Genomic DNA, 24,344 nt, shown 5'->3' on the forward strand with positions numbered 1-24,344 from the left:
AAGCCTTGCTGAGCAATCTTGATGGTGAAATTGCGGCGCTCCTTTGGGACCGCTTCAGTTGCGCAGCCGATACCCCGTCTTGAAGATCCAACCGAGCGTTCCCAGGCAGATCGCGAGGAACACCGTGATCATCGCCAGGCTGATCGCGGGATTGACATCGGCGATCCCATAGAAGCTCCAGCGGAAGCCGCTGACGAGGTAGAGCACCGGGTTGAAGTGGCTGACCGCCTGCCAGAATGGCGGCAGCATGCTGACGGAATAGAAACTGCCGCCGAGAAAGGTCAGCGGCGGCACCACAAGCATGGGAATGAGGTTCAGCTGCTCGAAATTCCCGGCCCAGATGCCGATCATAAAGCCGAACAGGCTGAAAGTGATCGCGGTCAGCAGGAAGAACAGGATCATCATGAAGGGATGTTCGATCCTGACATCGACGAAGAGATTGGCGGTCAACAGAATGATGACGCCGATGATCAGGCCCTTGGTGGCCGCCGCCCCGACATAACCGAGCAGTATCTCCGTCATCGCCACCGGCGCCGACAGCACCTCATAGATCGTGCCGGTGAACTTCGGGAAGTAGATCCCGAAGGAGCCGTTGCTGATACACTGGCCGAGCAGCGTCAGCATGATGAGGCCCGGCGTGATGAAAGCACCGTAGGATACGCCCTCCACTTCCTGAATACGCGAACCGACTGCCGCTCCGAAGACGATGAAATAAAGTGAGGTCGAGATGACAGGCGAGATGACGCTCTGCAGCAGCGTGCGGCGCGTGCGCGCCATCTCGAAGAAGTAGATCGATTTGACCGCTTCGAAGTTCATTTGCCCGCTCCCACCAGCGCTACGAAGATATCTTCGAGCGAACTCTGCCGCGTCGAGAGATCCTTGAAATGGATATTGTTCTCGCCGAGCCGGGTCAGCAGCGTCGCGATGCTTTCCTGCTCGTTATCGGCGTCGAAATCATAAGTCAGACGGCTTCCGTCCGCTTCGAGAGTGAGGCCATTGCCGGCAAAGCAGTCCGGCAGCCGGCTCAGCGGTTCCGCCAGATCGAGGATGAGCTGCTTGCGGCCGAGCTTGGCCATCAACGCCGCCTTTTCCTCGACGAGCAGCAGCTCGCCGCCATTGATGACGCCGACACGGTCGGCGATTTCCTCTGCCTCTTCGATATAATGGGTCGTCAGTATGATGGTGACGCCCGAAGCCCGGAGTTCTTCGACGACATGCCACATGTCCTTGCGCAGAGTCACGTCGACGCCAGCGGTCGGCTCGTCAAGGAAAAGAATATCCGGCTCGTGGGAAAGCGCCTTGGCGATCAGCACCCGTCGTTTCATGCCGCCGGAGAGCTGACGCAGCGTATTGTCCTTCTTGTCCCAAAGCGAGAGCGCCCGCAGCACCTTCTCAATATGCGCTGTATTGGCCTTCTTGCCATGCAGCCCGCGCGAAAAGCTCACCGTGTTGAACACCGTCTCGAACTGGTCGGTCGTCAACTCCTGCGGCACCAGTCCGATCATCGAGCGGGTCGCGCGGAAATCCTTTACGACATCCTGGCCGGCCACCAGCACGCGACCGCCGCTCGGATTGGCGATGCCGCAGATGATCGAGATCAGGGTCGTCTTGCCGGCGCCGTTCGGCCCGAGCAGAGCCAGGATCTCGCCCTTCTCGACATCGAGGTTGATGCCCTTCAGGGCCTCGAACCCGTTGGCATAAGTCTTCGTCAGGTTCTGAACGGAAATAATTGGGGTCATGCAGGACTCTTGCAGATGCTCGAAGTATTTCGGCCGCTATATAGTCACTCTGTGACGCTTTGACATCCTTCGGGAACATGAACACTGCATTCACGCCTCGCCAACACCCTCGCCTTCGTGAAGCCGATCACCCATCGGCGACAAGCCGGCGATAGCCGGCTTCCGATTGCCGTCGCCCGCCGGCAATTCTCCCTGAAAGAAAGGCATCGGTCGGCTCCGGATGTCATCATCCGGTGATATTCATGCCTGATAAGAGAGCCGAGGCAAGCACCGGCAACCGCCCCGCCGCCCATTCCTTTGCGGAGCCGTCTTACCGGCGTTCTCGTTGCGCCCTTTTCCGCTGCCTCGGCGTGTAATGAAAGTTATTGTTCAGTCACCAAGCGTTTGGAACCGGCCAGTATCCCTGTGCAGCCGCGTTCGTCTCAGCCGGCCTCTGCGCCGGCTTTTCTTTTTGATGTGTCGTTGCAGCAGGTGGCCGCCCTCGTCCTTCGAGGCGTCGGCCAAAACCCGAAGCCTCGAAGGACGAGGGCGGTTGGGAGGCAGTAGATGCTAACCCTCACAATTCATCATAATTGAACCAATCGAAATCCGCCGTCTTCCCTCGCCCCGACGTATCGAAGGCGAACACGCCGGCAAAGGCGCCTGTGAAGGAGCCGTGCTCGCCGCGTCCGCCCTCGTCGGAAATCACGCCGGCGTCGAGGACAGGGCCGATCGGCTGCCAGGCGCCCTTGCCTTCCGTCTGCCAGAAGAATTGCAGGTCATTCTCGCGGATTTCCATCGCAAGCTGGACACGCCCCTCGGCCGGGATCGCTATACCGCTTTCAGCGGGAAAGCTCAGGCGACCGTTCGGATAGTCGCCATTGCAGGAGAGGATCGTCACGCAGCGGCCGAGCGTTTCGTGCAGCGTCACGGCAATCGCGTGGAACTTATGGCGATTGTAGTACTGCGTCAGCCCCGCAACCTGCTGATAGGTGTCGGGCGAAAATTCGATCACAGTCTCAGCGCGGAAACTATGATGCTCCTGCCGGCGCGCGACCAGCGACTGCTCGAACCAGGAGCCGATGCTCTCGCGTCCGATCAGCCTGAGATGGCCGGGTCGATCCGTCAGGCTGAAGATGCGCCCGGGCTCGGGCGTGCGCAGCCACTGGAAATCAGCCGGCAGCTTGCCTCCATCGAAACTGTACTCGCTGCGCATCGGCTTCTCCACCGGCACAGCACCGAAGGGAGCCGGCACATCGACATCGGGCACTGAGGTGCCGTTTTCCAAATAGAGCCAATCGTCGTCGCGCCAGACGCATTTCTGCAGGGACGTTTCGCGCCCCAGCGTGCATCGCCGTTTCGGCGGCAGCGGCCGGCCGCTGAGATGAGTGTGATAGGCCTGACCATTGGGCGTCTCGACATATTGGCCGTGCCCTGCCCGCTGCAGCACCGCACCCGGATGATCCTTCGAGGTGATCAGATGCATGTTTGGATGCATCTCATAGGGCCCGTCGATGCGGCGCGAACGCGCCATGGTGACGGCGTGGTCATAGCCGGTGCCGCCCTCGGCGGTCGTCAGATAATACCAGCCGTTCTTTTTGAAGAGATGCGGGCCTTCGACGAGGCCGAGCGGGCTCCCGGCGAAGATGTTGCGGATCGGACCTTTCAGCACCTTCGCCTCCGGATCCCATTCCTGCAGCAGGATGCCGTCGAAGGCCGGCGATTTCGGCGAGCCACCGAAGCTTTCGGTACGGTGGTTCCACTGCATGTTGACGAACCATTTGTGGCCATCATCGTCGTGGAAGAGCGAGGGATCGAAGCCGGAAGAATTTGCATAGACCGGCTCGGACCATTCTCCCTCGATCGAGGGAGAGGTCACGATGTAATTATGCGCATCCTTGAAATTGCCGTCGAAACGCTTAACGTCGGTATAGACCAGCCAGAACTGCCCGTCGGCATAGGAAAGGCACGGGGCCCAGATGCCGCAGCTATCGGGATTGCCGCGCATGTCGAGCTGCGAGGCGCGCTCCAGCGGCCGGCGCACCAGAGTCCAGTTCACCAGGTCTCGCGAATGATGAATCTGCACACCCGGATACCATTCGAAAGTCGAGGTGGCGATGTAATAATCGTCGCCGACGCGGCAGATCGACGGATCGGGATTGAACCCGGGCAGGATGGGATTGCGGATCATGGCGGCTCCTCCGAAATAAAATGTGGTACGTACGTCAGATAGGCGTGGCTATCTCGCCTCCCTCTTCTCCCCAGCGGGGAGAAGAGGGAGCAAGCAGCACTCCCATCTCTCTCTTAGTCCCGCTCCGCCGACTTCGCCCAGAGATTGATATCTGCCTCCTTGGCATAGACATCAATCTCCTTCAGTTCCTCAGCCGAGAACTCGATATTATCCAATGCCTTGACGCAATCGACGATCTGCGAGGAGCGGCTGGCGCCAATTAGCGCCGAAGTCACGCGTCCGCCGCGCAGCACCCAGGAAATCGCCATCTGCGCCAGCGTCTGGCCGCGCCGTTCGGCGATCTCGTCCAGCTTCCTGATATTGTCGATGATCGAGGGACGGATGAAATCGCGCTTGAGGAAATGATTCTGCGCCGCTCGGCTGTCGTCGGGAATGCCGGCGAGATACTTGGTCGTCAGCATGCCCTGGGCGAGCGGGGAGAATACGATCGAACCCATGCCGACGTCATCGAGCGTATCGAGCAGTTTGTCATCCTCGACCCAGCGGTTGAGCATCGAATAGCTCGGCTGGTGGATCAGGCAGGGCGTGCCGAGGCTCTTGAGGATCGCGGCGGCTTCGCGGGTGCGCTGCGAATTGTAGGAGGAGATGCCGACATAGAGCGCCCGGCCGGAGCGGACGATATGTTCGAGCGCGCCGCAGGTTTCCTCGAGCGGCGTCTCCGGATCGAAGCGATGCGAATAGAAGATATCGACATAATCAAGGCCCATGCGCTTCAGGCTCTGGTCGCAGGAAGCGATCAGGTACTTGCGGCTGCCCCACTCGCCGTAGGGACCCGGCCACATATCGTAGCCGGCCTTCGAGGAGATAATCAGCTCGTCGCGAAGCCCGGAAAATTCGGTGCGCAGTATCTCGCCGAAAGCGGTTTCCGCGCTTCCAGGAGGCGGCCCGTAATTGTTGGCGAGGTCAAAATGGGTGATGCCGAGGTCGAAGGCCGTGCGGCACATGTCGATCTTGCGGTCATGCGACGTGTCATCGCCGAAATTATGCCAAAGGCCGAGGGAGACGGCCGGCAGCTTCAGACCGGAGCGGCCCGTGCGGTTATATTTCATTTTCGAATAGCGGTCTGCGGCCGGTTGCCAGCTCATCTGAATAACTCCTGATAAAATACAATATTGTCGTCATTCCACACCTCGACCCAAGAGATCGCCGACGGCAGCCCCTCATCCGCCTGCCGGCACCTTCTCCCCTAAACGGGGCGAAGGGAGATGCCGCACCGGCTTCCTCCAAACTCAAAACTGCGTTTGGCACGTCCCCTCTCCCCGTTCCAACGGGGAGAGGGCTAGGGTGAGGGGCAGCCATCGGAGCGAGCCGGACAGCCGTGGGACATGCCCGAACGTGACGAAACTATTGGATCAAACGCGCCGATCCGGCAAGCGCCAAGGCGCACGCGCTCTACCTCAACAGCGCCTGCGCCTCTTCGATACCAAGCGCGGCCGGCTGCGTGCAGGTCGTCGTGAGCTCGATGAAACGGCCCTCCTCGCCCGATTTCAGGATCGAAGTCATGACGTCGACCCCGTGCAGCGTGCGGTCGAGCGAGCAGCGCGCGTCGCGTCCCTCGATCAGCGCCATCGCCATATCGGCAAGGCCGGCCGTGCGATAGTTGGCGCGCGCCCCGTTCGGGTTTTCCTGGTTGATCTTGCCAAAGGGATGATCCCAGTCTTCCAGCGGTTTGATGTCCTTATCGCGGCCGCTGGCTTCGACGGTGCCGCCGAAAAAGTTCGGGTCCGGCACGTAAAGCGAGCCGTCGGTGCCGTAGAGCTCCATATTGGCATGGCGGTGCGACCACACATCCCAGCTCGCCGACAGCGTCACGGTGGCGCCGCTGACGAATTCAAGCAGCGCCTGGATCGTTGTCGGCGTCTTCACCGGGATGATCTCACCATAGCGCGGCTGGCTAGTGATCGTGCGGGTTTCCGATGCCATCGAGGTCATCGCGCCGACGCGCTTCACAGGGCCGATCAGGTTGATCAGATTGGCAATGTAATAGGGGCCGAGATCGAGGATCGGACCGCCGCCCGGCAGGAAGAAGAAATCAGGGTTCGGGTGCCACATCTCCATGCCGGGGCTCATGACATAGCAGGCGCCCGAAGTAACCCGGCCGATGCCCCCGTCATCGATGAACTTGCGGGCAAGCTGATGGGCGCCGCCGAGGAAAGTGTCCGGCGCGCAGCCGACGGCAAGATTCTTCGCCTTGGCGATGCGGCGAAGCTCTTCGCCCTGCTCGAGCGAAAGCACCAGCGGCTTTTCCGAATAGACGTGTTTGCCGGCCTCAAGGATCGCCTTCGATACCGGAAAATGCGCATCCGGAATCGTCAGGTTGACGACGACGTCAATCTCGTCACTGGCGAGCAGTTCGTCGATCGTCTGCGCTTTGACGCCGTATTCCTTGGCGCGCGCCTCGGCAGCCTGAATATTGATATCGGCGCAGGCCAGCACCTTCAGCCCCTTGAAGAGCGGTGCCAGCGAGAAGTAGGTGGTGGAGATGTTGCCGCATCCGATGATGCCGACGCCAAGTTCCCTGGTCATGATGTACCTCAATAAGTCTGGAAGGATGCACTCGAACGGCTGATGTTGCGGTCGATGTCTTTCGGATTGTCATGTTCGACGACGAAGTGCTTCGCCTTGGTGCCACGAAGTGCGGCAATCAGCTTAGCCCACTCGACCCTGCCATGGCCGACATCGGCCCAGCCATCTTCATCTGTCGCCTCGCCGGCCGGCGCGATGTCCTTGACGTGAACTGCGGTGATGCGCGAGCCGAGCTTGTCGATCCAGGCGAAGGGATCGGCGCCGCCGCGGATGACCCAGGCGATGTCGGCTTCCCAGGAGATATCGGGCGCGCCTTCGAAGATGCGCTCGATCGGCAGCGAGCCGTCAGCCAGCTTGACGAATTCGAAATCGTGATTGTGCCAGCCGAACTCGTAGCCGGCATCTTTATAGGGCTTGCTCATTTCCTGCAGACGCTTGCCGAAAGCCAGCCAACCGGCTCCGTCCGAGGGGCGCTGGTCTGCCGCCAGATGCGGGGCATAGATCGAATCCATGCCAAGTATTCTGGCGATGTTGAGCGACTTCTGAACTTCCTTATCCAGGAAGTCGGGGCTGAAATGGCCGCTCGCCATCACGAGGCCGTTCTTGTCGAGATCGGCGCGAAGGCTCTTCAGTCCCGCATCGTCGAGATCGGCGTAGATGCCGCCGAAGCCTTCGACTTCGGCATAGCCTGATTTGCCGAGCTTTTCGAAAATCACAGAATAGGGCTGGAAGTTGCGCGCGCTGTAGAGCTGGTAGCTGAGTTTCGTCATCTTATTCTCCTTGGGCCTCGTACCCGTTTCTTGGAAGGATCAATCCGCCGATTGGCAGGAATGCAGGTCGTAGAAGCGGAATTCCGGCAGCTTGCCGCGTTCGAGTTGACGTGCCGGGGTGAAGGTGATGCGGCGGCTCTCGCCTGCCGCCAGATCGAACGCATTGTCGGAATATTTGCCGTCCGTCTCGCTCTCGATCATCACGAAGAGCGCAAGTCCCTTAGCGGTGACGTTGATGTCGACGGCGCCGCTCTTCTCGACATATTCATGGGTAACGGTCAGGCCCGACGGCTCCAGCTCCAGCGCCTTATAGGTGCCGTTGACATAGTGCCCCTCGCCGCCCATGCCGTTCGACGCGGTGAAATGCCAGGCAAGCAATGTTCCCTCGGCAATCTCGGACACATCGATTGTCGCAGCCGTCACCGCCGCATCCGGCGAACACATGGCCTGCACGTCTTTCAGATGCTTCCGCTCGCCCTTCATCGTCAGAAGCGATATCGACAGATCGATGCTGACATCTGAAAGCGTGTCGTTAACGAGCGAGAAGCGGATCGTCTTGCCGTCCTCGGCGGGAACGGCGGCGACCGCGACCGGCTGGAAGAAACGTTTGACGAGATAATGCATCGCCTTCCAGCGGCCGCCATAATCGAGGCTCGACCAGGAGGCGACCGGCCAGGTGTCGTTGAGCTGCCAATAGATCGTGCCCATGCAATGGGGCTTCAGCGATCGCCAATATTCCACCGCCGTCTTGATCGCCAACCCCTGCTGGATCTGGGAGAGGTAGACGAAATTCGGGAAATCTTTGGGAAAGCGGAAATAGCGGAACATCGTGCCGGCGATGCGCTCGTTGCCGCCAGCATTCTTCTGGTGCAGTTCCATGACGGGAGAAGCGATATTCATATCCTTCTCCTCGGCATAAGTCCTGATGACAGGCAGCGAGGTATAGGACTGGAAGCCGAATTCCGAGCAGAAGCGCGGCCGTACCGACCGGTAATTATCGAATGACTTGTTCTCGTGCCAGACCGACCAGTAGTGCATGTCGCCGGACCCGTCCGCATGCCAGGCATCGCCGAAATCGAGATAGCCGGAAGCCGGGCTCGAAGGCCACCACAGCGCACCGGGCAGCGCCTTCTTCACCGCCTGCTCGATCGTCCGGTTGAGGCGGTCGTAGGAGACGAGGTAGCGGTCGCGGTCTTTCCGTGATTCCTCGAACCAGGTCAGCGCGCCGACAAGCTCGTTATCGCCGCACCATAGCGCGATGGAGGGATGCGACGAAAGCCGGCGAACCTGGTAATCCACCTCGACCGCCACATTGTCGAGGAAGTCGTCGGTCGAGGGATAGAGATTGCAGGCGAACATAAAGTCCTGCCAGACCAAGAGGCCGAGCCGGTCGCAGAGATCGTAGAAATGATCCTGCTCGTAGAAACCGCCACCCCAGACACGGATCATGTTCATGTTGGCGGCTTTTGCCGATTGCAGCAGATCTTCAGTCTTCTCGGGCGAAGACAGCGAATATAGCGCATCGGCCGGAATCCAATTGGCGCCGCGGCTAAAGATCTCGCGGCCGTTGATCCTGAAGGCGAAGCGGGCGCCTGCTGCATCCGGCGTAGTGACCAGCTCGATGGTGCGAAGGCCGATTTGCCTGGTCACCACCTCGTCGGACACTTCCACCGACAGCGTGTAGAGCGCCTGCTCGCCGCTGCCGGAAGGCCACCAGAGCCGCGGCTCGTCGATATGGAAGAGATAATTGACATCAGTCTCGCCCTTGACGCCGACGTCGAGGCGCACCCGTTCGCCGTCAAACTCGAAATAGATCTGGGCGACGCCGGCATGCTTGGAATAGAGACTCGCGGTGACCGTCAGGTCGACCGAGCCGTCATTATTGTGGACCTGGCGGGTGACGACATGTTCGATGCGCGCCGTTTCGAGCTTCTTCAGAGCAACCGTGCCGTAGATGCCGAGCGGCGCAATGGCGATGTTCCAGTCCCAGCCGAAATGGCATTGCGGCTTGCGCAGCATGTTGCCATCGGGGATCGGCGAATTGCCGGTGCTGTAGGGAATGTAGAAGGGCTGCTTTTTCTGCCGTTCGGCGCCGACGCCGGGGTTGGAGGCAAAGACGATGCGGATGGAGTTGTCGCCCGATTTCAGCATGCTCGAGACATCCGGCCGGTAGCGGCGGAAGCTATTGTCAGCTTCGAGCACCAGAAAGCCGTTGACGTGGACGCTGGCGACCGTGTCGAGATAGTCGATATCGAGATACCAGTCGCCTTCGACCTCCTGCAGCGTAAAGCTGCGCTCGACCGCCCATTCACGCTGGGCAACCCACTGCACCTTCTCCTCGTTGCGACCGAAATAGGGATTGGGGATCAGGCCGGCCCGATGCAGCGCCGTGTGCACGTCGCCTGGTAGGGTGATGACGCTTTTGATCTCGCCATCAACGGAGGTGAGCTGCCACGAACCGGAAAGGTCGATGCTGGAAGGGGTCGATTGTTGCGTCACGATTTCATTTCCGAATTGCAGTTTTTGAAGAGGACGGCGCATGATCGCCATCCGGTAGCTGTCGTTCGTCACGGCTCCTTCCGCCTGCCCCGCCTCCGTCATCCTCGGGCTTGACCCGAGGATCCTCACCGCATCCACCAGCAGCCACGGGCATGGATCCTCGGCACAAGGCCGAGGATGACGGAGGGTGGGGTAGGCCTTCTCGCCGAATTCGCCCGCCCGGAGAATCTCCTAAAGACGCAGCTCGCTCTCCGCATCGAACACCGAAGCCAGCGCCATGTCGAAGCTGAGCTTCACCTTGGCGCCGACATCAAAGCGGCGTGCGCCGTTGACGCGGACCGACATCGTGTGACCTGCATGTTTCAGCCACAGAAGGTTGTCCGCCCCCATCGGTTCCTCGATATCGACGGTAGCGTCATGTTCTTCGCCGCCAGCATTCTCGTTGACCTTGATGTGTTCGGGGCGGACGCCGAGTACCACCCTGCGGCCGGGCTGCAGCGTCTCGTTGGCGCCATAGGCGGCGAGCGAGAAGTTGACGCCGTTTGCGGTAAAAGCGATGCCGTCACCTGTTTTGGCCAGTTCGCCGCGCAGAAAATTCATCGACGGCGAGCCGATGAAGCCGGCGACGAAGAGGTTGCGCGGCCGGTTGTAGATCGTCGTCGGGTCGTCGAGCTGCTGTATGATGCCGCTCTTCATGATGGCGATGCGGTCGGCCAGCGTCAGCGCCTCGATCTGGTCGTGCGTCACGTAGATCATCGTGTTCTGTAGCGACTGGTGCAGGCGCTTGATTTCGACACGCAGTTCTGAACGCAGCTTGGCGTCGAGGTTGGACAGCGGCTCGTCGAACAGGAAGACGTCGACATCGCGCACCAGCGCCCGGCCGATTGCCACGCGCTGGCGCTGGCCGCCGGATAGTTCGGCGGGCTTGCGCTTCAGGAGCGGCTGGATCTGCAGGATTTCGGCCGCACGCGCCACGCGTTTGTCGATCTCGGCCTGCGGCACCTTGGCGACGCGAAGGCCGAAGGAGAGGTTCTTCTCGACGGTCATCTGCGGATAGAGCGCATAGGACTGGAAGACCATGCCGATGCCGCGATCCTTCGGCTCTTCCCAGGTGACATTCTTGCCCTTAATGAAGATCTGCCCTTCCGAAGCGTCGAGCAGGCCGGCGATGCAGTTGAGCAAGGTCGACTTGCCGCAGCCGGACGATCCGAGCAGCACCAAGAATTCGCCGTCGTTGATCTCAAGGTTGAGATCCTTGAGCACGCTGACTGATCCGAAGTTCAGCGACAGATCTTTGATCGAGACGCTGGAATTGGAGACAGTTGAATTCATGTTCATGTGATCACCCCTTCACTGCGCCAGCGGCGATGCCGCGAACGAAAAGCCGCCCGGAGACGAAATAGACGATCAGCGGCACCAGACCGGTGAGGATCGTCGCTGCCATGTTGACGTTGTATTCCTTCACACCCTGGACGGAATTGACGATGTTGTTAAGCTGCACGGTCATCGGATAGGTATCCGGCCGGGTGAAAACCACGCCGAACAGGAAGTCGTTCCAGATGCCGGTGACCTGCAGGATCATGGCGACAACGAAGATCGGCAGCGACATCGGCAGCATGATCTTCAGGAATATCTGCCAGAAGCCCGCCCCGTCGACGCGCGCCGCCTTGAACAGTTCCTCCGGCAGCGACACGAAGTAGTTGCGGAAGAGCAGCGTCAGGATCGGCATCCCGAAGATCGAATGCACTATGACGAGGCCGGTCAGCGTGCCGTAGATGCCGATTTCACGCAGGATGATGACGATCGGATAGATCATCACCTGATAGGGAATGAACGCTCCGATGATCAGGATCGAGAAGAAGAGCTCCGAACCCTTGAAGCGCCAGTTTGCCAGCGCATAGCCGTTCACCGAAGCGATGGCGATCGAGATGATGACAGACGGAACCGTGATGCGCACCGAGTTCCAGAAACCGCGCGAAAGGCCGTCGCAGTTGAGGCCCGTGCAGGCCTCCGCCCAGGCCTTGACCCAAGGTTGGAAGGTGATCTCCACCGGCGGCGAGAAAATGTTGCCGAGACGGATCTCCGGCATGCCCTTCAGTGAAGTCACGACCATCACATAGAGCGGCAGCAGATAATAGAGCGCTGCAACCGTCAACGTTCCGTAGAGCATGATGTTGCGCGCTGACAGCGTCGGGCGCGGCTTCGGACCGCTCGGCCCGTCGCCGAGCCTCCGTGAGACGGCGTCGAGGCCGACAGCCGTGGTGTTGAGAGTTTCGATATCAGCCACGCTTGCGCCCTCCTCCGAACTCCAGATAGGCCCACGGAACGATGATGATCGCGACTGTGACCAGCATCATCGTCGATGCGGCGAAGCCCTGACCGAGATTCTGCGCCTGGAACATGTAATCGTAGACGTATTTGGCCGGCACTTCCGATGATATGCCGGGACCGCCCGAAGTCTGCGCCACCACGAGGTCGTAGACCTTGACGATGCCGGAGGCGATGATGACGATCGTCGTGATGAACACGGGCCGCATCATCGGAATGACGACGAGCAGGTAGGTCTTCCACATCGGGATGCCGTCGACGCGGGCCGCTTTCCAGATATCCTCGTCGATGCCCCGCAGACCAGCAAGCATCAGGCACATGACGAGGCCCGTTCCCTGCCAAAGCGCCGCGATCAGAATCCCGTAGATGACGATTTCGGGCGTATAGAGCGGATTGAAGGTGAAGCTTGTCCAGCCGAGCGAACGCACCACCGACTGGACGCCGAAATCCGGGTTCAGAACCCATTGCCAGACGAGACCGGTCACGATGAAGGACAGCGCGAAGGGGTAGAGAAAGATGGTGCGAAAAGTGTTTTCGAAACGGATCTTCTGATCCATGAGTGCGGCGAGCACAAATCCGATGACCAGGCTGAAGATCAGCGAGAGGACGCCGTAGAGCGCCAGATTTTCGATCGCAGTAACCCAGCGGGGTGCCGCCCAGAGACGGTGATACTGGTCAAAGCCGACGAAGCTCAACCGCGGGAGGAGCTTGGAATTGGTGAAAGAATAAAAGACCGTCCAGAACGTGCCGCCGACAAAGATCACCAGCGCTGTCAGGATCATTGGGATGGACGCAATCTTGGCGTTCAGATTGCGCAGTAACTTGTTTGGCCGGCCTGCTTGCGCTTGACCCGTCATGAACACTTCTCCTCAAATCGCAGCTGCGGCCGGTGACGGCCGTCTCTCACCCCTGCCCGCTGGATCGGCCGGATGGGCCGGCAAGACCATCGAAACTTGCGGGAGGATCCGGCTCCGCGGAGCCGGATCGCAAGGGCAGTGAATCTGCCGATCAGTCAGCCGAGGCGATGATTTCGGCGAAACGCTTCTGCGCGGCCTCCGGCGTCATCGACGGGTTGGCGAAGAATTCGGAGAAGAGGTCCTCCTTCTGCTTCTGGCTGTCGGCCGAAAGCAGCTGGTCGGTGCCCTGGATCACATTGCCCTTCGCCAGGATGTCGAGACCCTTCTTCATGCAATCGTTGGCGGCGGCAAGATCGACATCGCCACGAACCGGCAGCGAACCCTTCTTCAGGTTGAAGGCAACCTGGGTCTTGGGATCGAGCAGGGTTTTGGCGAGCACGGCCTGTGCCTTGGACTTTTCCTCATCCTTCAGCAGCGGGAAATAGAAGGCATCGCCGCCGGTCGAGATGATCTCGTTGACGCCGAGGCCCGGAAGGCAGGTATAGTCGGTGCCGGCCTTCTGACCGGCGAGTGCGAATTCGCCCTGCGCCCAGTCACCCATGATCTGGCCGCCGGCCTTGCCCGTGATGACGAGATTGGTCGCCTGGTTCCAATCCTGGACATTGCTGCCCTTGGACATGCGGCGGGCGTCGTCGGCAGCCTTGAAGACCTTGGCGATCTCGGGTCCGGCGGCGACCTCTGCATCCTTGTCCTTGAAGACCTTGTTGAACACGTCCTTGCCGGCGACCGCGACCATCAGCACGTCGAAGGCGCCTGTCGCCTGCCATGGCTGACCGCCGACAGCGAGCGGGATGATGCCCGCCTTTTCAAGCGCCGGAGCGGCAGCGACGAATTCGTCCCAGTTCTTCGGAACCTCGACACCGGCCTTCTTGAAGGCAGCGTTCGAAAGCCACAGCCACTGCCAGGAGTGGATGTTGACCGGAGCGCAGTAGATCTTGCCGTCGATCGTGCAGGAATCGAGCAGGCTAGACGGACGAATAATGTCCTTCCAGTGCTCCGCGGTCGCGACATCGGTCAGGTCGCGCATCAGGCCCGCCTGGACAAGCTCTTCCGCCTGGCGGCCATGATTGAACTGGGTGGCGCCCATCGGGTCACCGCCGGTGATGCGGCTGATCATGATTGGGCGCGCAGTTCCGCCGGAACCGGCGATAGCGCCGTCGACCCAGTGGTTGCCGGTAGCGTCGAATGCCTTTGCCAGCTCGGCGACAGCAGCGGACTCGCCGCCGGACGTCCACCAATGGGTGACTTCGAGGTCGGTGGCGCTGGCGCTGATCGGAAGTGCTGCTGAAGCGGCGAGCATAGCCGCCATCATACGGATTTTCATGAGTTCTCCTCCCTCACTGAAACGTTGCCGGAAAAACTTAGATCAATCGATTTCCCCACGCAACTGCCCGCCCGTAAATTTTTCTTTAAAGATCCTTATTGCTACTTCTGGCTGCTTCAGAAGAGCTCTTCACACCCGGAAAACCGGCAATTGGGCAGACTTTTCCGCACCTGCTTTCTCCGGTTATTTATTTGATATCGCATAAAATTTTTAAGGTTTTAACGTCGAGCCTCGCGCTGCCTTTTTCGCAGCTGCAGAAAATATCTCCAAGTACGGCCGATTCAACCTGTGAGAATGATACTGCGACGCACACAAGAAAAACCGCTCGACATTTCTACTGTATCGTTACAGATTGAAATCCTCAGGGAGGCGCGATTTTGGCAGGCGGCGGGCTTACCGCGCCTGAAAAAGCCTCTATAAGCGAGACCAATTCGCGCAAGGCGGCCTACAGGGATGGGAAACAAGGGAAATTTCGGACAGGCGACATCGACGGCGGTGACGCGCGAGCGCCCGACATTGAAGACGATTGCCTTCATGACCGGCCTCGGCGTGACAACGGTATCGCGTGCGCTGAAGGACGCGCCGGATATCGGCGCCGAAACCAAGGAGCGGGTGCGCATGGTCGCCCGCCAGCTCGGCTACCAACCGAACCGGGCGGGCGTGCGCCTGCGCACCGGCAAGACCAACGTCATCGCCCTTGTCCTCAGCATCGACGAGGAGATCATGGGCTTTTCGAGCCAGATGGTCTTCGGCATATCGGAAGTACTGTCCGGCACGCCCTATCATATCGTCGTGACACCGCATTCGCACAGCAAGGACCCGATGCTGCCGGTGCGCTATATCCTCGAGACCGGTTCGGCCGACGGCGTCATCATCTCCCGCATCGAACCGGACGATCCGCGCGTGCGGCTCTTGTCCGAGCGCGGCATGCCCTTTGCCACGCACGGGCGCACCGATGCAGGTCTCATCCACCCCTTCCACGATTTCGACAACGAGGCCTTCGCCCATCAGGCGGTGGAACGCCTCGTCAAACGAGGCCGGCGCCGCATCGCCCTGCTGCAGCCGCCGAGTAAGCTCACCTATTACGCCCATATCCGCATCGGCTTTCAGACCGGCCTGCACGACTACGGCGCCGAGGAGGTGCCGTTGCGCGTCAACACCGACGCAGCGCTTGCCGATATCCGCGACATCGTCGAGGTGATGATGCGCTCGGCCAATGCGCCTGATGGCATCGTCTGCTCGGCCGGCAGCGCCGCGATCGCTGTCAATGCCGGCATAGAAGCCGCCGGCAAGGCGCTCGGGCGCGATCTCGACATGGTCTCCAAGCAGTCGGTGCCGATCCTCAACTGGATCCGCCCCGAAATCATCACCGCTCAGGAGGACGTGCGTCAGGCCGGCCGCGAAATGGCCAAAGCCGTCATCGCCCGCATCGACGGCGTCGAACCCGAACTGCTGCAGAGTATCAGCCAACCAATCTGGCCGGAAAACACCAGATAGGGCGATGGCGGAATACAGGCGGAGAAAAGCCGCGGCGCGGTTGACTGGCGGCTGCGGTGTAGTTCACCGGCCATTAGTGGTAAAACCCGCCTGTGGCTACTCTCGGCCCGAGGCGGACTGCTCAGTCCGAATGAGACGGAAATTTAAACCCTGCCCATTCAACCCGTTCCTGCCAGTCCGGAAGACCAGCAGATCGGATACGGTCAATCTGTCTGTGCTTCCGAGCAATTTGGCGCGGGTCACCACCATCCCTTTTCAGGTGACGTAGCTGCTCACGGGCGACCCAGAGTGCGTCACGCCAAACTTCTTCTGAAATCCATTTGCCACCCATGGCTTTCTACCTGTTATTTTCATCCCTGTATCGATACACCAGACCACACTGTCCGCTACTGGCGCAAACGGACCATCGCCAGATCGCAATGATCGGCTTTCATCGACGTCAAGGCCGACCTGGAAACCCTGTATCAACCTCGCCTGCATCCCTCGATCCGCTCCTCGCCAATTGCTCCTGCACAGCCTTGATCTTCGGATTGCAGCCCTCGCCGCGGCGTCGCGTGATCGAGTGGATGCCGCGAAAAGCAGGTGGGGCAAGCGGTTTGACGATCACCCTGCCGCGGAAATCGCGAAGCGCCAGGCCCGGCACCACCAAAATTCGAGCAGCCGGCTTCGACAAGCGCGAAAAAAGCCTTGATTGCCAGCCATCCCGCAGGTGAGCCACGGGGAAATCGACAGAATGCATGAAAGCAGCGTGCCTTATTTCAGCCAATGGGAAACACCTGGCATGACGCTGCCGGTGCTTGCCGAGGGGTCGCTGGCGCTGCTCAGCGATCCGCTCTGGCGCCATTCGGGAGCCGCGACCATCGAGGAATATGCGCACTGGGCGGTGAATGTCTGCGGCATGGCCTGCCTGAAGATGATCCTTGCTGCGCGCGGTGAGATCCATCCTACTCTCGAGCTTGCCCGCGCCTGCACGGTTTACGGCGGCTATGTCGTCAACGAGATCGAAGGCTCGATCAAGGGACTGATCTACGCTCCCTTCGTCCGCTTTGTGAGCGAACGTTTCGGGCTCGGCGCCGAGACGATGACCAACGTCGAGACGTCAGCCATCCCGGAACTTCTCGCGAAACGCCGGTTCTTCATCGCCTCGGTGCATTCGGCCATCCGCTGGCCTGATCGGGAGCCGCCGGCAAAGGGCGGACATCTCGTGCTGGTGACATCAGCCTCGCAGGAGACGATCCGATTCCACAATCCGTCTGGCCATGACGGGGCCAGCCAAGCCGATGTCACGCTGCCGCTTGCCGTCTTCGATCGTTTTTTTGCCAATCGCGGCATATCGGTCGAGGCCTGATCTTTCCGACATTCTTTCGCTTCGGAGGCTTTCATGACCCCTTCCCCCAACAGGCTGCGCATTGCCGTACTCTTCGGCGGCCCTTCGGCCGAGCACGAAGTTTCCATCCTCTCGGCGACCAACGTGATGGCCGCCCTGGAGCCGCAGAAATACGATGCCTTTCCCGTCTTCGTCACCCGCGAGGGACAATGGTTGCTGAGCAGTTTCAAGGACGGCAGGCTCGCCACACCCTCGTCAGGCACGGAAATCTGCCTCGTGCCGGGCGGCCGCGGGCGCATGCTGGCCACCCCCTCTCATGGCGCGCCGCATGAATTGCCAAAAATCGACGTCCTGTTTCCTGTGCTGCACGGCTTGCATGGCGAGGACGGATCCGTGCAGGGCGTGGCGCAAGTGGCGCGCGTGCCGCTCGCCGGCTGCGGCATCCTCGGTTCGGCCACGGCCCTTGACAAGGACATCGCCAAGCGCCTGCTGCGGGCGGCAGGCCTGCCGGTGGCGCGCGCCGTGACGATCCATGAGGGCGCCGCCCCTTCACTTTCCGCGCTCGAAGACGACCTCGGCCTGCCGCTCTTCATCAAGCCGGCGCGACAGGGATCGTCAGTCGGCGTCGCCAAGGTCCATGCCAGCCAGGAATTCGCCGCAGCGCTCGAGCAGGCCTTCCGCCACGATAACATCCTGCTTGCCGAGGAATTCATCGCCGGCCGCGAGATCGAATTTAGCGTGCTGGAGGGTACCGACGGCAAGCTCTTCGTCTCCCGGCCGGGCGAAATCGTGCCGGCGGAAAGCCACGGCTTCTACAATTACAACGCTAAATATATCGATGAGAACGGCGCCGCCTTGAAAGTGCCGGCCGACCTGCCGGCGGAGATCGAGGCTGTCATGCGCGATGTGGCCGCACGGGCTTTCCGGGCCGTCGGCTGCGACGGCATGGCACGCGTCGATTTCTTCCTGACATCAGACATGCGCTTCGTCATCAACGAGCTCAACACCATTCCCGGTTTCACCGATATCAGCATGTATTCCAAGGCAATGGGGGCAAGCGGCGTCAGCTATGCCGAGGTCATCGACCGGCTGGTGGACCACGGCATGGCGCGCGCCCGCAGGGCAGGCTAGTTCATGAACAGGTCGGTTCTGATTTCCGGATGTTCCGGCGGCGGAAAATCGACGCTGCTTGCTGAGCTTGGCCGTCGCGGTCCTGGGATCGTCGAAGAGCCTGGCCGGCGGATCGTCAAGCAGGAGCTCGAGAGTGGTGGAAACGCCCTGCCTGGATCGACGCGATTGCCTTTTCCCGCCGCGCGATCGAGATGGCGATGGCCGACTACACGGCGGCGCGCAAATGGACGGGCTGGACGTTTTTCGACCGCGGGCTGATCGATGCCGCCTCGGCGCTGCAGCACATGACCGGCGAACCGGTCCTGGAACGAATGACCGCCGCCCATCGATACAGCAGAAGCGTTTTTCTGACGCCGCCACGGCCCGAGATCTACACGACTGACCCTGAGCGCCGCCATGGCTTCGAAGAGGCCGTCGGAGAATATGATCGGCTCGCCGCGATCTATCCGACACTCGGTTACGACGTCGTCATGCTGCCAAAAATCGGGCTTGCCGAACGGGCCGATTTCATCCTCGATTGCCTTGGGGCGAATTAGAGCCTTTCCGGGTTAGATTGAAACATTCTGCTGGCTCAAACGGAGTCGGATGGTCGACCGGCCGGCGCGTGTCGTAGCCCAGCTCTACGGCCAAGCCGGCTGGTCGATCAGCCGGCCCGTTTCAGCCAACCCCCCGCAGATTGCCTGGCAAATCTGCAAGACTTCAGAATCGCCGGACGCACTTATCGCTTCGCCACGGCGAAGCGGTGCGGCCGGTGGGCCGGGCATGTTTCCGCCAGGATGCTTCAATCTAACCCGGAAAAGCTCTAGTCGCCTTAGCGCCGACGAAAGACGCACCACTGAAACGACTGCTGGCTCCCGGCAGGCGTCCTATGCTCCTCACGCCACTCGCTTTCCAGGACGAATGCGGAGGAGAATTCCGACGCGAGCGCCGCCGCATCGTAACGCTGAACCGGCAAACCGCTGCACCGCTCCGGCCCGTCAGGTGCGAAGGTGGCGATGATCACGACGCTGCCCGGCGCCGTGCCGGTTTCCAGGGCGCGTCGATAGAAGATCCGCTGCTCCGGCTCGGTGAGGAAATGAAAGACGGCGCGGTCGTGCCATATGTCGTAGCACCGCCCTGGTCGCCATTCGGTGACATCGGCCATGAGCCAGGCGACCCGGGCGGCGTCACCATGCAGCCGTGCCTTGGCGACATCCAACGCCGGCGCAGCGATATCGAGAACCGTGAGGTCGGACCAGCCGCGCTCGAGGAGATGGTCGACAAGGCTCGACGCGCCGCCGCCGACATCGATCAGCGCGGCCGTAACCGGCAGATGCAGCTCGTCAAGCGCCCTGAGCGAAGGCGCGGGCGTCGGCTGATACCAGCTGACGTTGTCAGCCGCTTTCGTGCGGTAAACCTCGTCCCAATGTTCCTGTTTTGCGGCCGTCATCCGCTATTCCCATTTCTTGCAGCACCGATCCTGACCTATCAAGATGTAAGGATTGAGACATGCCTCGATCGCTTACCGCCCGGTCTTAGGAAGCTAGGTGACGATAGACGAGATCGGCAGGATCAGTTCGAGGCGCTGCCGGATCAAGACGCGCCCCCAGCCGTTCGGCAACGGCAACGGATGCAGAATTGTCAGGCGCGATATAACTGACGAGCGACGACAGTTTGAGCGTCTGGAAGGCCCAGTCCCGCAGCGCCGAAGCCGCCTCGGTCGCATAGCCGCGGCCCTCGAACCCGTCAAAAACGAACCAGCCCAGCTCCTTTTCCGGAAAGAGCGGCCCATGGTTGATCCCCACCTGGCCGATGCATTGGCCGGTTTCGCTGAGGTCGATCATCATCGCGCCGTGCCCGAAAAGCTGCCAGAGAGCGACGTCGTGACAGAACATCCCCCACGCCGCCCGCAGATCAAAGGGGCCGCCCATCCCGGCGGACCGTGGCGAGGCCATTATCCGGGCGTAGGCATCGAAGTCGTCGATGTCAGGCATACGAAGCTTCAGACGCTTGGTTCGGAGGCTAATAGCGCCCGCCTCTGACATGTCTCGCCCTTCCGCTAGTTTTCGAACGCCGGAGCGAACCGAAGCACCCCGCTTGGCGCCGGTCCGTGAAAAACAATTCGCTGCACGAGCCGCGTATCGAGATCATGATATGTTAATTGGCCGTCGCTGCTGAAGCCCGCACCGCTGTAGACCTCGGGATTGCCGATCAGCGCGCACCCCCTCGCGCCCATCTCCTTCAGCAATTCGAGCCCCTTCCCCGTAAGCGCCCTTCCGATGCCCTGCCGCTGTCTCTCCGGCGTGACCGCTATCGGCCCCAGCCCGAACCAGCCGTCATGTACTCCGTTGACCGTCACCGGCGAGAACGCGACGTGCCCCAGGATCTCGCCATCCTCCTCGGCAATCAGCGATATCGCCAGATCGCCGCTCAAGCGAAGCCTCCGGATGATCTCCGCTTCCGTACCCTCGCTATAGGGCATCGGCTTGAAGGCGGCCGAGGTCAAATTCTGAATCGCTTCGATATCTGCCGGCGTCTCGTATCGGATGAGCATTCCTTTAGTTCTCCGGAACGGTCTTCCGCAAATGGTATGAAGGGAAAGTCGGAAATCAACAAGCCAGTTTGCACAGGCAGAAACAACACAGTTGTCGGGTCAGGCAGCGATCTCACAAGAAAGCCCGGCGCAACGGCCGGGCTTTTCCTCAATCATTTGATGAATCTCAGAAGGTCGCCGCACCGCTGCCCCAGGGGCCGTGGCGGAAATCCTTACCATCAAGGCGGTCGAAGCCGTGAGCGCCGAAGAAGTCGCGCTGGGCCTGGATGAGGTTGGCAGTCCCCCTGCCTTGGCGGTAGGCGTCGAAATAGCTGAGCGCCGAGGTCAGCGCCGGCACCGGCAGGCCGGCGGCGAGAGCGGCGGTCACGACGCGGCGCAGTGCCGGGATCGATTCCTTGACCATGGACGAGAAGGCCGGCGTGACGATGAGGTTCGCCGCATCGGGCGCATCGGTGAAAGCCTTGGTGATCTCATCGAGGAACTGCGAGCGGATGATGCAGCCGGCGCGCCAGATCTTCGCGATAACAGGCATCGGCAGCGACCAGTTGAACTCCTTGGAAGCTTCCGCCATCACGGCGAAGCCCTGCGCATAGGCGCCGATCTTGCCGGCAAACAGTGCCAGTTCCAGATCCTTGTTGAGTTCGGGGCCGTAGGCGGTCGGGAAGACGCTGCCGAGATTACCGAAGATCTTTTCGGCGGCTTCGCGCTCAGACTTCATTGAGGAGAGGCTGCGGGCGGCGACCGCGGCTTCGATCGCCGTTGCCGGAATGCCCATGTTCTGGGCCTCGATCGCCGACCATTTGCCGGTGCCCTTCTGGCCTGCTTTGTCGAGGATCATGTCGACCATCGGCCCCCCGGAGACGGGATCGCTCGCCGCGAGCACTTTCTCGGAGATCTCGATCAGGTAGGAGTTCAGCCGGCCCTTGTTCCACTCGCCGAAGATGGCGGAGATGTCGGAGGCGCTCTTGCCGAGGCCGTCGCGCAGGATGCCGTAGATTTCGGCGATCATCTGCATGTCGGCATATTCGATGCCGTTATGAATGGTCTTGACGAAATGGCCGGCGCCGTCATTGCCGAGCCAGGCGACGCAGGGCTCGTCATTGTAGCGAGCGGCAATCGAGGTCAGCACCTTTTCGACGCGCTTCCAGGATTCCTCTGTGCCGCCGACCATGATCGACGGGCCGTGGCGCGCACCTTCCTCGCCGCCCGATACGCCCATGCCGATGAAGGTCAGATCGGTATTCTTGAGGCGGTCGAAGCGGGCGACGGTGTCGCGGAAATTGGCGTTTCCGGCATCGATCATGATGTCGCCCTTGGACAGATGCGGGCGCAGCGCCTCCATCTGCTGGTCGACGGCGTCACCCGCCTTGATCATGATGATGATCGGGCGCGGCGGCCGGATCGCATCGACGAATTCCTCGATGGTCTTGCAGGGAATGATCTGCTTTTTCAGATCGCCGGTGCTCTCGTAGAATTCGTCGGTTTTCTCAGGCGTGCGGTTGAAGACCGCGATTTTATTGCCTTTCTCCGCGATGTTGAGCGCCAGGTTGGAGCCCATGACCGCAAGGCCGATCAGTCCGATTTCTGCCTTTTCCACGACAAACCTCCGATGTGTCATTTGGACCGGTGTTGTGGCACTGTCTCGCTCAAACGGCAAGTCTCGCGAGGGTCTAATCGGTTCGCAAAAGCCATTGAAATGCAGCTTTGGTCGTCTGACTTGTCCGACAACTTTTCATCTGTAGCCCGATCCGGAAGCCGCAAAATATTCGCGATCGCCCGTACCGCCCTATGTCATGTTATGATGCGGGCCTCGGGAGATATCCTTTGGTTTCGAAAAGACGAAAAGACATGGCGCTGCTTGCGGCCCGCGCCGGCCGCTACCGCGAATATGCGCCGCCGCCAGCGCTACGGCGCCATTTCAGCTGCCTCTGGTCGCATACACTTAGGGACGGGCCGGCGGCGACGGTGGCGATCGTGCCGGATGGTTATTGTGATCTCCTCTGGATCGACGGGCGGCTTGTCGTCGCCGGTCCCGACCGGATCGCGGCCTTCCCGATCATAAGGCCGGGCGCGACCGTCATCGGCGCGCGCTTTGCGCCGGGCGCCGCAGCATCCTGGCTGAAGACGCCGCTCTCGGCGCTGGTCGGCCTCTCGGTGCCGCTTGCCGACATCGGCCGGAAGGACACGAGCGAATTCGAGGCGCGGCTGCAAGATTGCCAGAACCCCGCGGCCGCCGCGACGCTGTTCGGCCGTCTGCTTGAAGAGGCTGCGCGCAACGAAGAGGAGCCTGCCCGCGACGCCGCCATGATCTTCGCCGCCGCCGACAGCGGCCGCCCAACCTCCGGCCTGCCCGACCAGTTCGGCATGAGCGAAAGGCAACTGCGCCGCCGCTGCCACCATCATTTCGGCTATGGCGCAAAGACACTGGAACGCATCCGCCGGTTCCAACGTTTCCTCGACCTCTGCCGCAGGGTGGACACGATGCCGCTCGCCCGCATCGCGCTCGAAGCAGGCTTTGCCGACCAGGCCCACATGACACGCGAGGTTGCAGAACTCTCGACTCTTACCCCTGCGATCATTCTTGACCAACTCGGCACGCGGGAAGGATCCGGCTGACCGTTTTGTTCAAGACACCGCCGGCCGGCCTTATTATTCAGGGAAACCCAAATACAAGGACCTGCACCATGGCGACAATGCCTGCAAAAATCATCCACCAGTCGATCGAGCGCGACTGGCGGGATGTCTACGACTTCGCCGGCAAGCCGGAGAACATGCCGCTCTGGGCCTCCGGCCTTGCCACCGGCTTCGAGCCCAACGGCGCCGACTGGATCGCCCATGGTCCTCTCGGCACCATCAAGGTGAGCTTCGTTCCCCCCAATGAATTCGGCGTGATCGATCATACGGTGACAATCGAATCCGGGCTCCGGGTTTATAATGCCCTGCGTATCGTACCGAACGGCGATGGCTGCGAGGTCATGTTCACGCTGCTGCGCCTGCCCGGCATGACAGACGCGCAATTTGCCGCCGATGCCGCGCATATCGAGAAGGATCTCGTCATGCTGAAAGCCCTGATGGAGAGATAGATGGCTGAAAACTCCGAACACAACGACCGCCGCATCGACTATGTCGAATTCAACGTTTCCGACATCGCCGCCGCCAAAGCCTTTTACGGTTCCGCCTTCGGCTGGCGTTTCACCGATTACGGCCCGAACTACTGCGAATTTGACGACGGCCGGCTGAAGGGCGGCTTCACCGATTTCGGCCCCGTCCGGCCGGGCGGTCCCCTCGTCGTCGTCTACGCCAGGGATCTGGAAGAAGTGCTGACTTCGGTCGAAAGGGCCGGCGGCACGATCTGCCGGCCGATTACTGATTTTCCCGGCGGCCGCCGCTTCCATTTCCTCGACCGCGATGGCTACGAGCTCGCCGTCTGGGCGACGGCGTAAATCAGAGCAATTCCAGCAAAAGTGTACAGCGGTTTTGCGTCCGGAATTGCGTGAAAACAAAGAGATAGAACAATTCCGTG

21 protein-coding genes and 1 pseudogene are annotated in these 24,344 nt (G+C 60.8%); 7 read left to right on the plus strand and 15 right to left on the minus strand.

Going from position 1 to position 24,344, the window contains the following annotated elements:
* Positions 1 to 54: 54 nt before the first annotated feature.
* From ACQ7C1_RS16720 to ACQ7C1_RS16770, 11 genes are all read right to left on the minus strand, one after another.
* Positions 55 to 816, minus strand: coding sequence for an ABC transporter permease (locus tag ACQ7C1_RS16720; protein ID WP_064803152.1), 762 nt, complete (start codon positions 814 to 816; stop codon positions 55 to 57).
* A complete protein-coding gene (locus ACQ7C1_RS16725; RefSeq protein ID WP_430959079.1) occupies positions 813 to 1,739 on the minus strand; it encodes an ABC transporter ATP-binding protein in 927 nt (308 codons plus the stop codon). The genes ACQ7C1_RS16720 and ACQ7C1_RS16725 overlap by 4 nt, the downstream gene beginning before the upstream one ends.
* 556 nt (positions 1,740 to 2,295) lie before the next feature.
* A complete protein-coding gene (locus tag ACQ7C1_RS16730; RefSeq protein WP_430959080.1) occupies positions 2,296 to 3,909 on the minus strand; it encodes a glycoside hydrolase family 43 protein in 1,614 nt (537 codons plus the stop codon).
* A gap of 113 nt (positions 3,910 to 4,022) precedes the next feature.
* Positions 4,023 to 5,054 (minus strand): L-glyceraldehyde 3-phosphate reductase, encoded by a 1,032-nt coding sequence (gene mgrA / locus ACQ7C1_RS16735; RefSeq protein WP_430959081.1) that lies wholly within the window; start codon positions 5,052 to 5,054, stop codon positions 4,023 to 4,025.
* Positions 5,055 to 5,361: 307 nt separating this feature from the next.
* Positions 5,362 to 6,495, minus strand: coding sequence for a Gfo/Idh/MocA family protein (locus tag ACQ7C1_RS16740; RefSeq protein WP_430959082.1), 1,134 nt, complete (start codon positions 6,493 to 6,495; stop codon positions 5,362 to 5,364).
* An 8-nt stretch (positions 6,496 to 6,503) separates the two neighbouring features.
* Positions 6,504 to 7,265: a sugar phosphate isomerase/epimerase family protein gene (locus ACQ7C1_RS16745; protein WP_430959083.1), complete on the minus strand. Its 762-nt coding sequence runs from the start codon at positions 7,263 to 7,265 to the stop codon at positions 6,504 to 6,506.
* A 39-nt stretch (positions 7,266 to 7,304) separates the two neighbouring features.
* A complete protein-coding gene (locus ACQ7C1_RS16750; protein WP_430959162.1) occupies positions 7,305 to 9,764 on the minus strand; it encodes a beta-mannosidase in 2,460 nt (819 codons plus the stop codon).
* A gap of 231 nt (positions 9,765 to 9,995) precedes the next feature.
* Positions 9,996 to 11,102, minus strand: a complete 1,107-nt coding sequence (locus ACQ7C1_RS16755) for an ABC transporter ATP-binding protein (protein WP_430959084.1) — start codon at positions 11,100 to 11,102, stop codon at positions 9,996 to 9,998.
* Between the two features lie 4 nt (positions 11,103 to 11,106).
* A complete protein-coding gene (locus ACQ7C1_RS16760) occupies positions 11,107 to 12,051 on the minus strand; it encodes a carbohydrate ABC transporter permease (RefSeq protein WP_183704355.1) in 945 nt (314 codons plus the stop codon).
* On the minus strand, positions 12,044 to 12,949 hold the full coding sequence (locus ACQ7C1_RS16765) for a carbohydrate ABC transporter permease (protein WP_097599962.1): 906 nt from the start codon (positions 12,947 to 12,949) through the stop codon (positions 12,044 to 12,046). Before ACQ7C1_RS16765 ends, ACQ7C1_RS16760 begins: the two co-directional genes overlap by 8 nt.
* Before the next feature lie 151 nt (positions 12,950 to 13,100).
* A complete protein-coding gene (locus ACQ7C1_RS16770) occupies positions 13,101 to 14,333 on the minus strand; it encodes an ABC transporter substrate-binding protein (protein WP_085778455.1) in 1,233 nt (410 codons plus the stop codon).
* 453 nt (positions 14,334 to 14,786) lie between these two features.
* Between ACQ7C1_RS16770 and ACQ7C1_RS16775 the strand changes: the two genes are divergently transcribed.
* From ACQ7C1_RS16775 to ACQ7C1_RS16790, 4 genes and pseudogenes are all read left to right on the plus strand, one after another.
* The gene (locus tag ACQ7C1_RS16775; RefSeq protein ID WP_430959085.1) at positions 14,787 to 15,830 is read left to right on the plus strand and encodes a LacI family transcriptional regulator; all 1,044 of its coding nucleotides are present in this window, start codon (positions 14,787 to 14,789) and stop codon (positions 15,828 to 15,830) included.
* A gap of 733 nt (positions 15,831 to 16,563) precedes the next feature.
* Positions 16,564 to 17,178 (plus strand): C39 family peptidase, encoded by a 615-nt coding sequence (locus tag ACQ7C1_RS16780; protein WP_430959086.1) that lies wholly within the window; start codon positions 16,564 to 16,566, stop codon positions 17,176 to 17,178.
* 33 nt (positions 17,179 to 17,211) lie between these two features.
* The gene (locus ACQ7C1_RS16785; RefSeq protein ID WP_430959087.1) at positions 17,212 to 18,288 is read left to right on the plus strand and encodes a D-alanine--D-alanine ligase family protein; all 1,077 of its coding nucleotides are present in this window, start codon (positions 17,212 to 17,214) and stop codon (positions 18,286 to 18,288) included.
* A 3-nt stretch (positions 18,289 to 18,291) separates the two neighbouring features.
* Positions 18,292 to 18,824, plus strand: a pseudogene (locus ACQ7C1_RS16790) (AAA family ATPase).
* Positions 18,825 to 19,099: 275 nt separating this feature from the next.
* On the opposite strand, the gene ACQ7C1_RS16795 reads toward ACQ7C1_RS16790, so the two are convergent.
* From ACQ7C1_RS16795 to gndA, 4 genes are all read right to left on the minus strand, one after another.
* Positions 19,100 to 19,717 (minus strand): class I SAM-dependent methyltransferase, encoded by a 618-nt coding sequence (locus ACQ7C1_RS16795; protein WP_430959088.1) that lies wholly within the window; start codon positions 19,715 to 19,717, stop codon positions 19,100 to 19,102.
* Positions 19,718 to 19,802: 85 nt separating this feature from the next.
* A complete protein-coding gene (locus tag ACQ7C1_RS16800) occupies positions 19,803 to 20,312 on the minus strand; it encodes a GNAT family N-acetyltransferase (protein WP_183704365.1) in 510 nt (169 codons plus the stop codon).
* A 14-nt stretch (positions 20,313 to 20,326) separates the two neighbouring features.
* Entirely contained in the window at positions 20,327 to 20,821 is a 495-nt protein-coding gene (locus ACQ7C1_RS16805) for a GNAT family N-acetyltransferase (RefSeq protein WP_430959089.1), read from the minus strand.
* Positions 20,822 to 20,987: 166 nt separating this feature from the next.
* On the minus strand, positions 20,988 to 22,439 hold the full coding sequence (gene gndA / locus ACQ7C1_RS16810) for an NADP-dependent phosphogluconate dehydrogenase (RefSeq protein WP_430959090.1): 1,452 nt from the start codon (positions 22,437 to 22,439) through the stop codon (positions 20,988 to 20,990).
* 206 nt (positions 22,440 to 22,645) lie between these two features.
* Between gndA and ACQ7C1_RS16815 the strand changes: the two genes are divergently transcribed.
* The 3 genes from ACQ7C1_RS16815 to ACQ7C1_RS16825 all read left to right on the plus strand — a co-directional run bounded on the left by ACQ7C1_RS16815 (position 22,646) and on the right by ACQ7C1_RS16825 (position 24,264).
* The gene (locus ACQ7C1_RS16815; protein WP_430959091.1) at positions 22,646 to 23,437 is read left to right on the plus strand and encodes a helix-turn-helix domain-containing protein; all 792 of its coding nucleotides are present in this window, start codon (positions 22,646 to 22,648) and stop codon (positions 23,435 to 23,437) included.
* A 68-nt stretch (positions 23,438 to 23,505) separates the two neighbouring features.
* Complete coding sequence (locus tag ACQ7C1_RS16820) at positions 23,506 to 23,904, plus strand: SRPBCC family protein (protein ID WP_430959092.1); 399 nt, start codon at positions 23,506 to 23,508, stop codon at positions 23,902 to 23,904.
* Positions 23,905 to 24,264, plus strand: coding sequence for a VOC family protein (locus ACQ7C1_RS16825; protein WP_011425727.1), 360 nt, complete (start codon positions 23,905 to 23,907; stop codon positions 24,262 to 24,264).
* Positions 24,265 to 24,344: the final 80 nt, after the last annotated feature.

The organism is Rhizobium sp. Nf11,1 (assembly GCF_050587665.1).
In the GTDB taxonomy this organism is placed as follows: Bacteria; Pseudomonadota; Alphaproteobacteria; order Rhizobiales; family Rhizobiaceae; genus Rhizobium.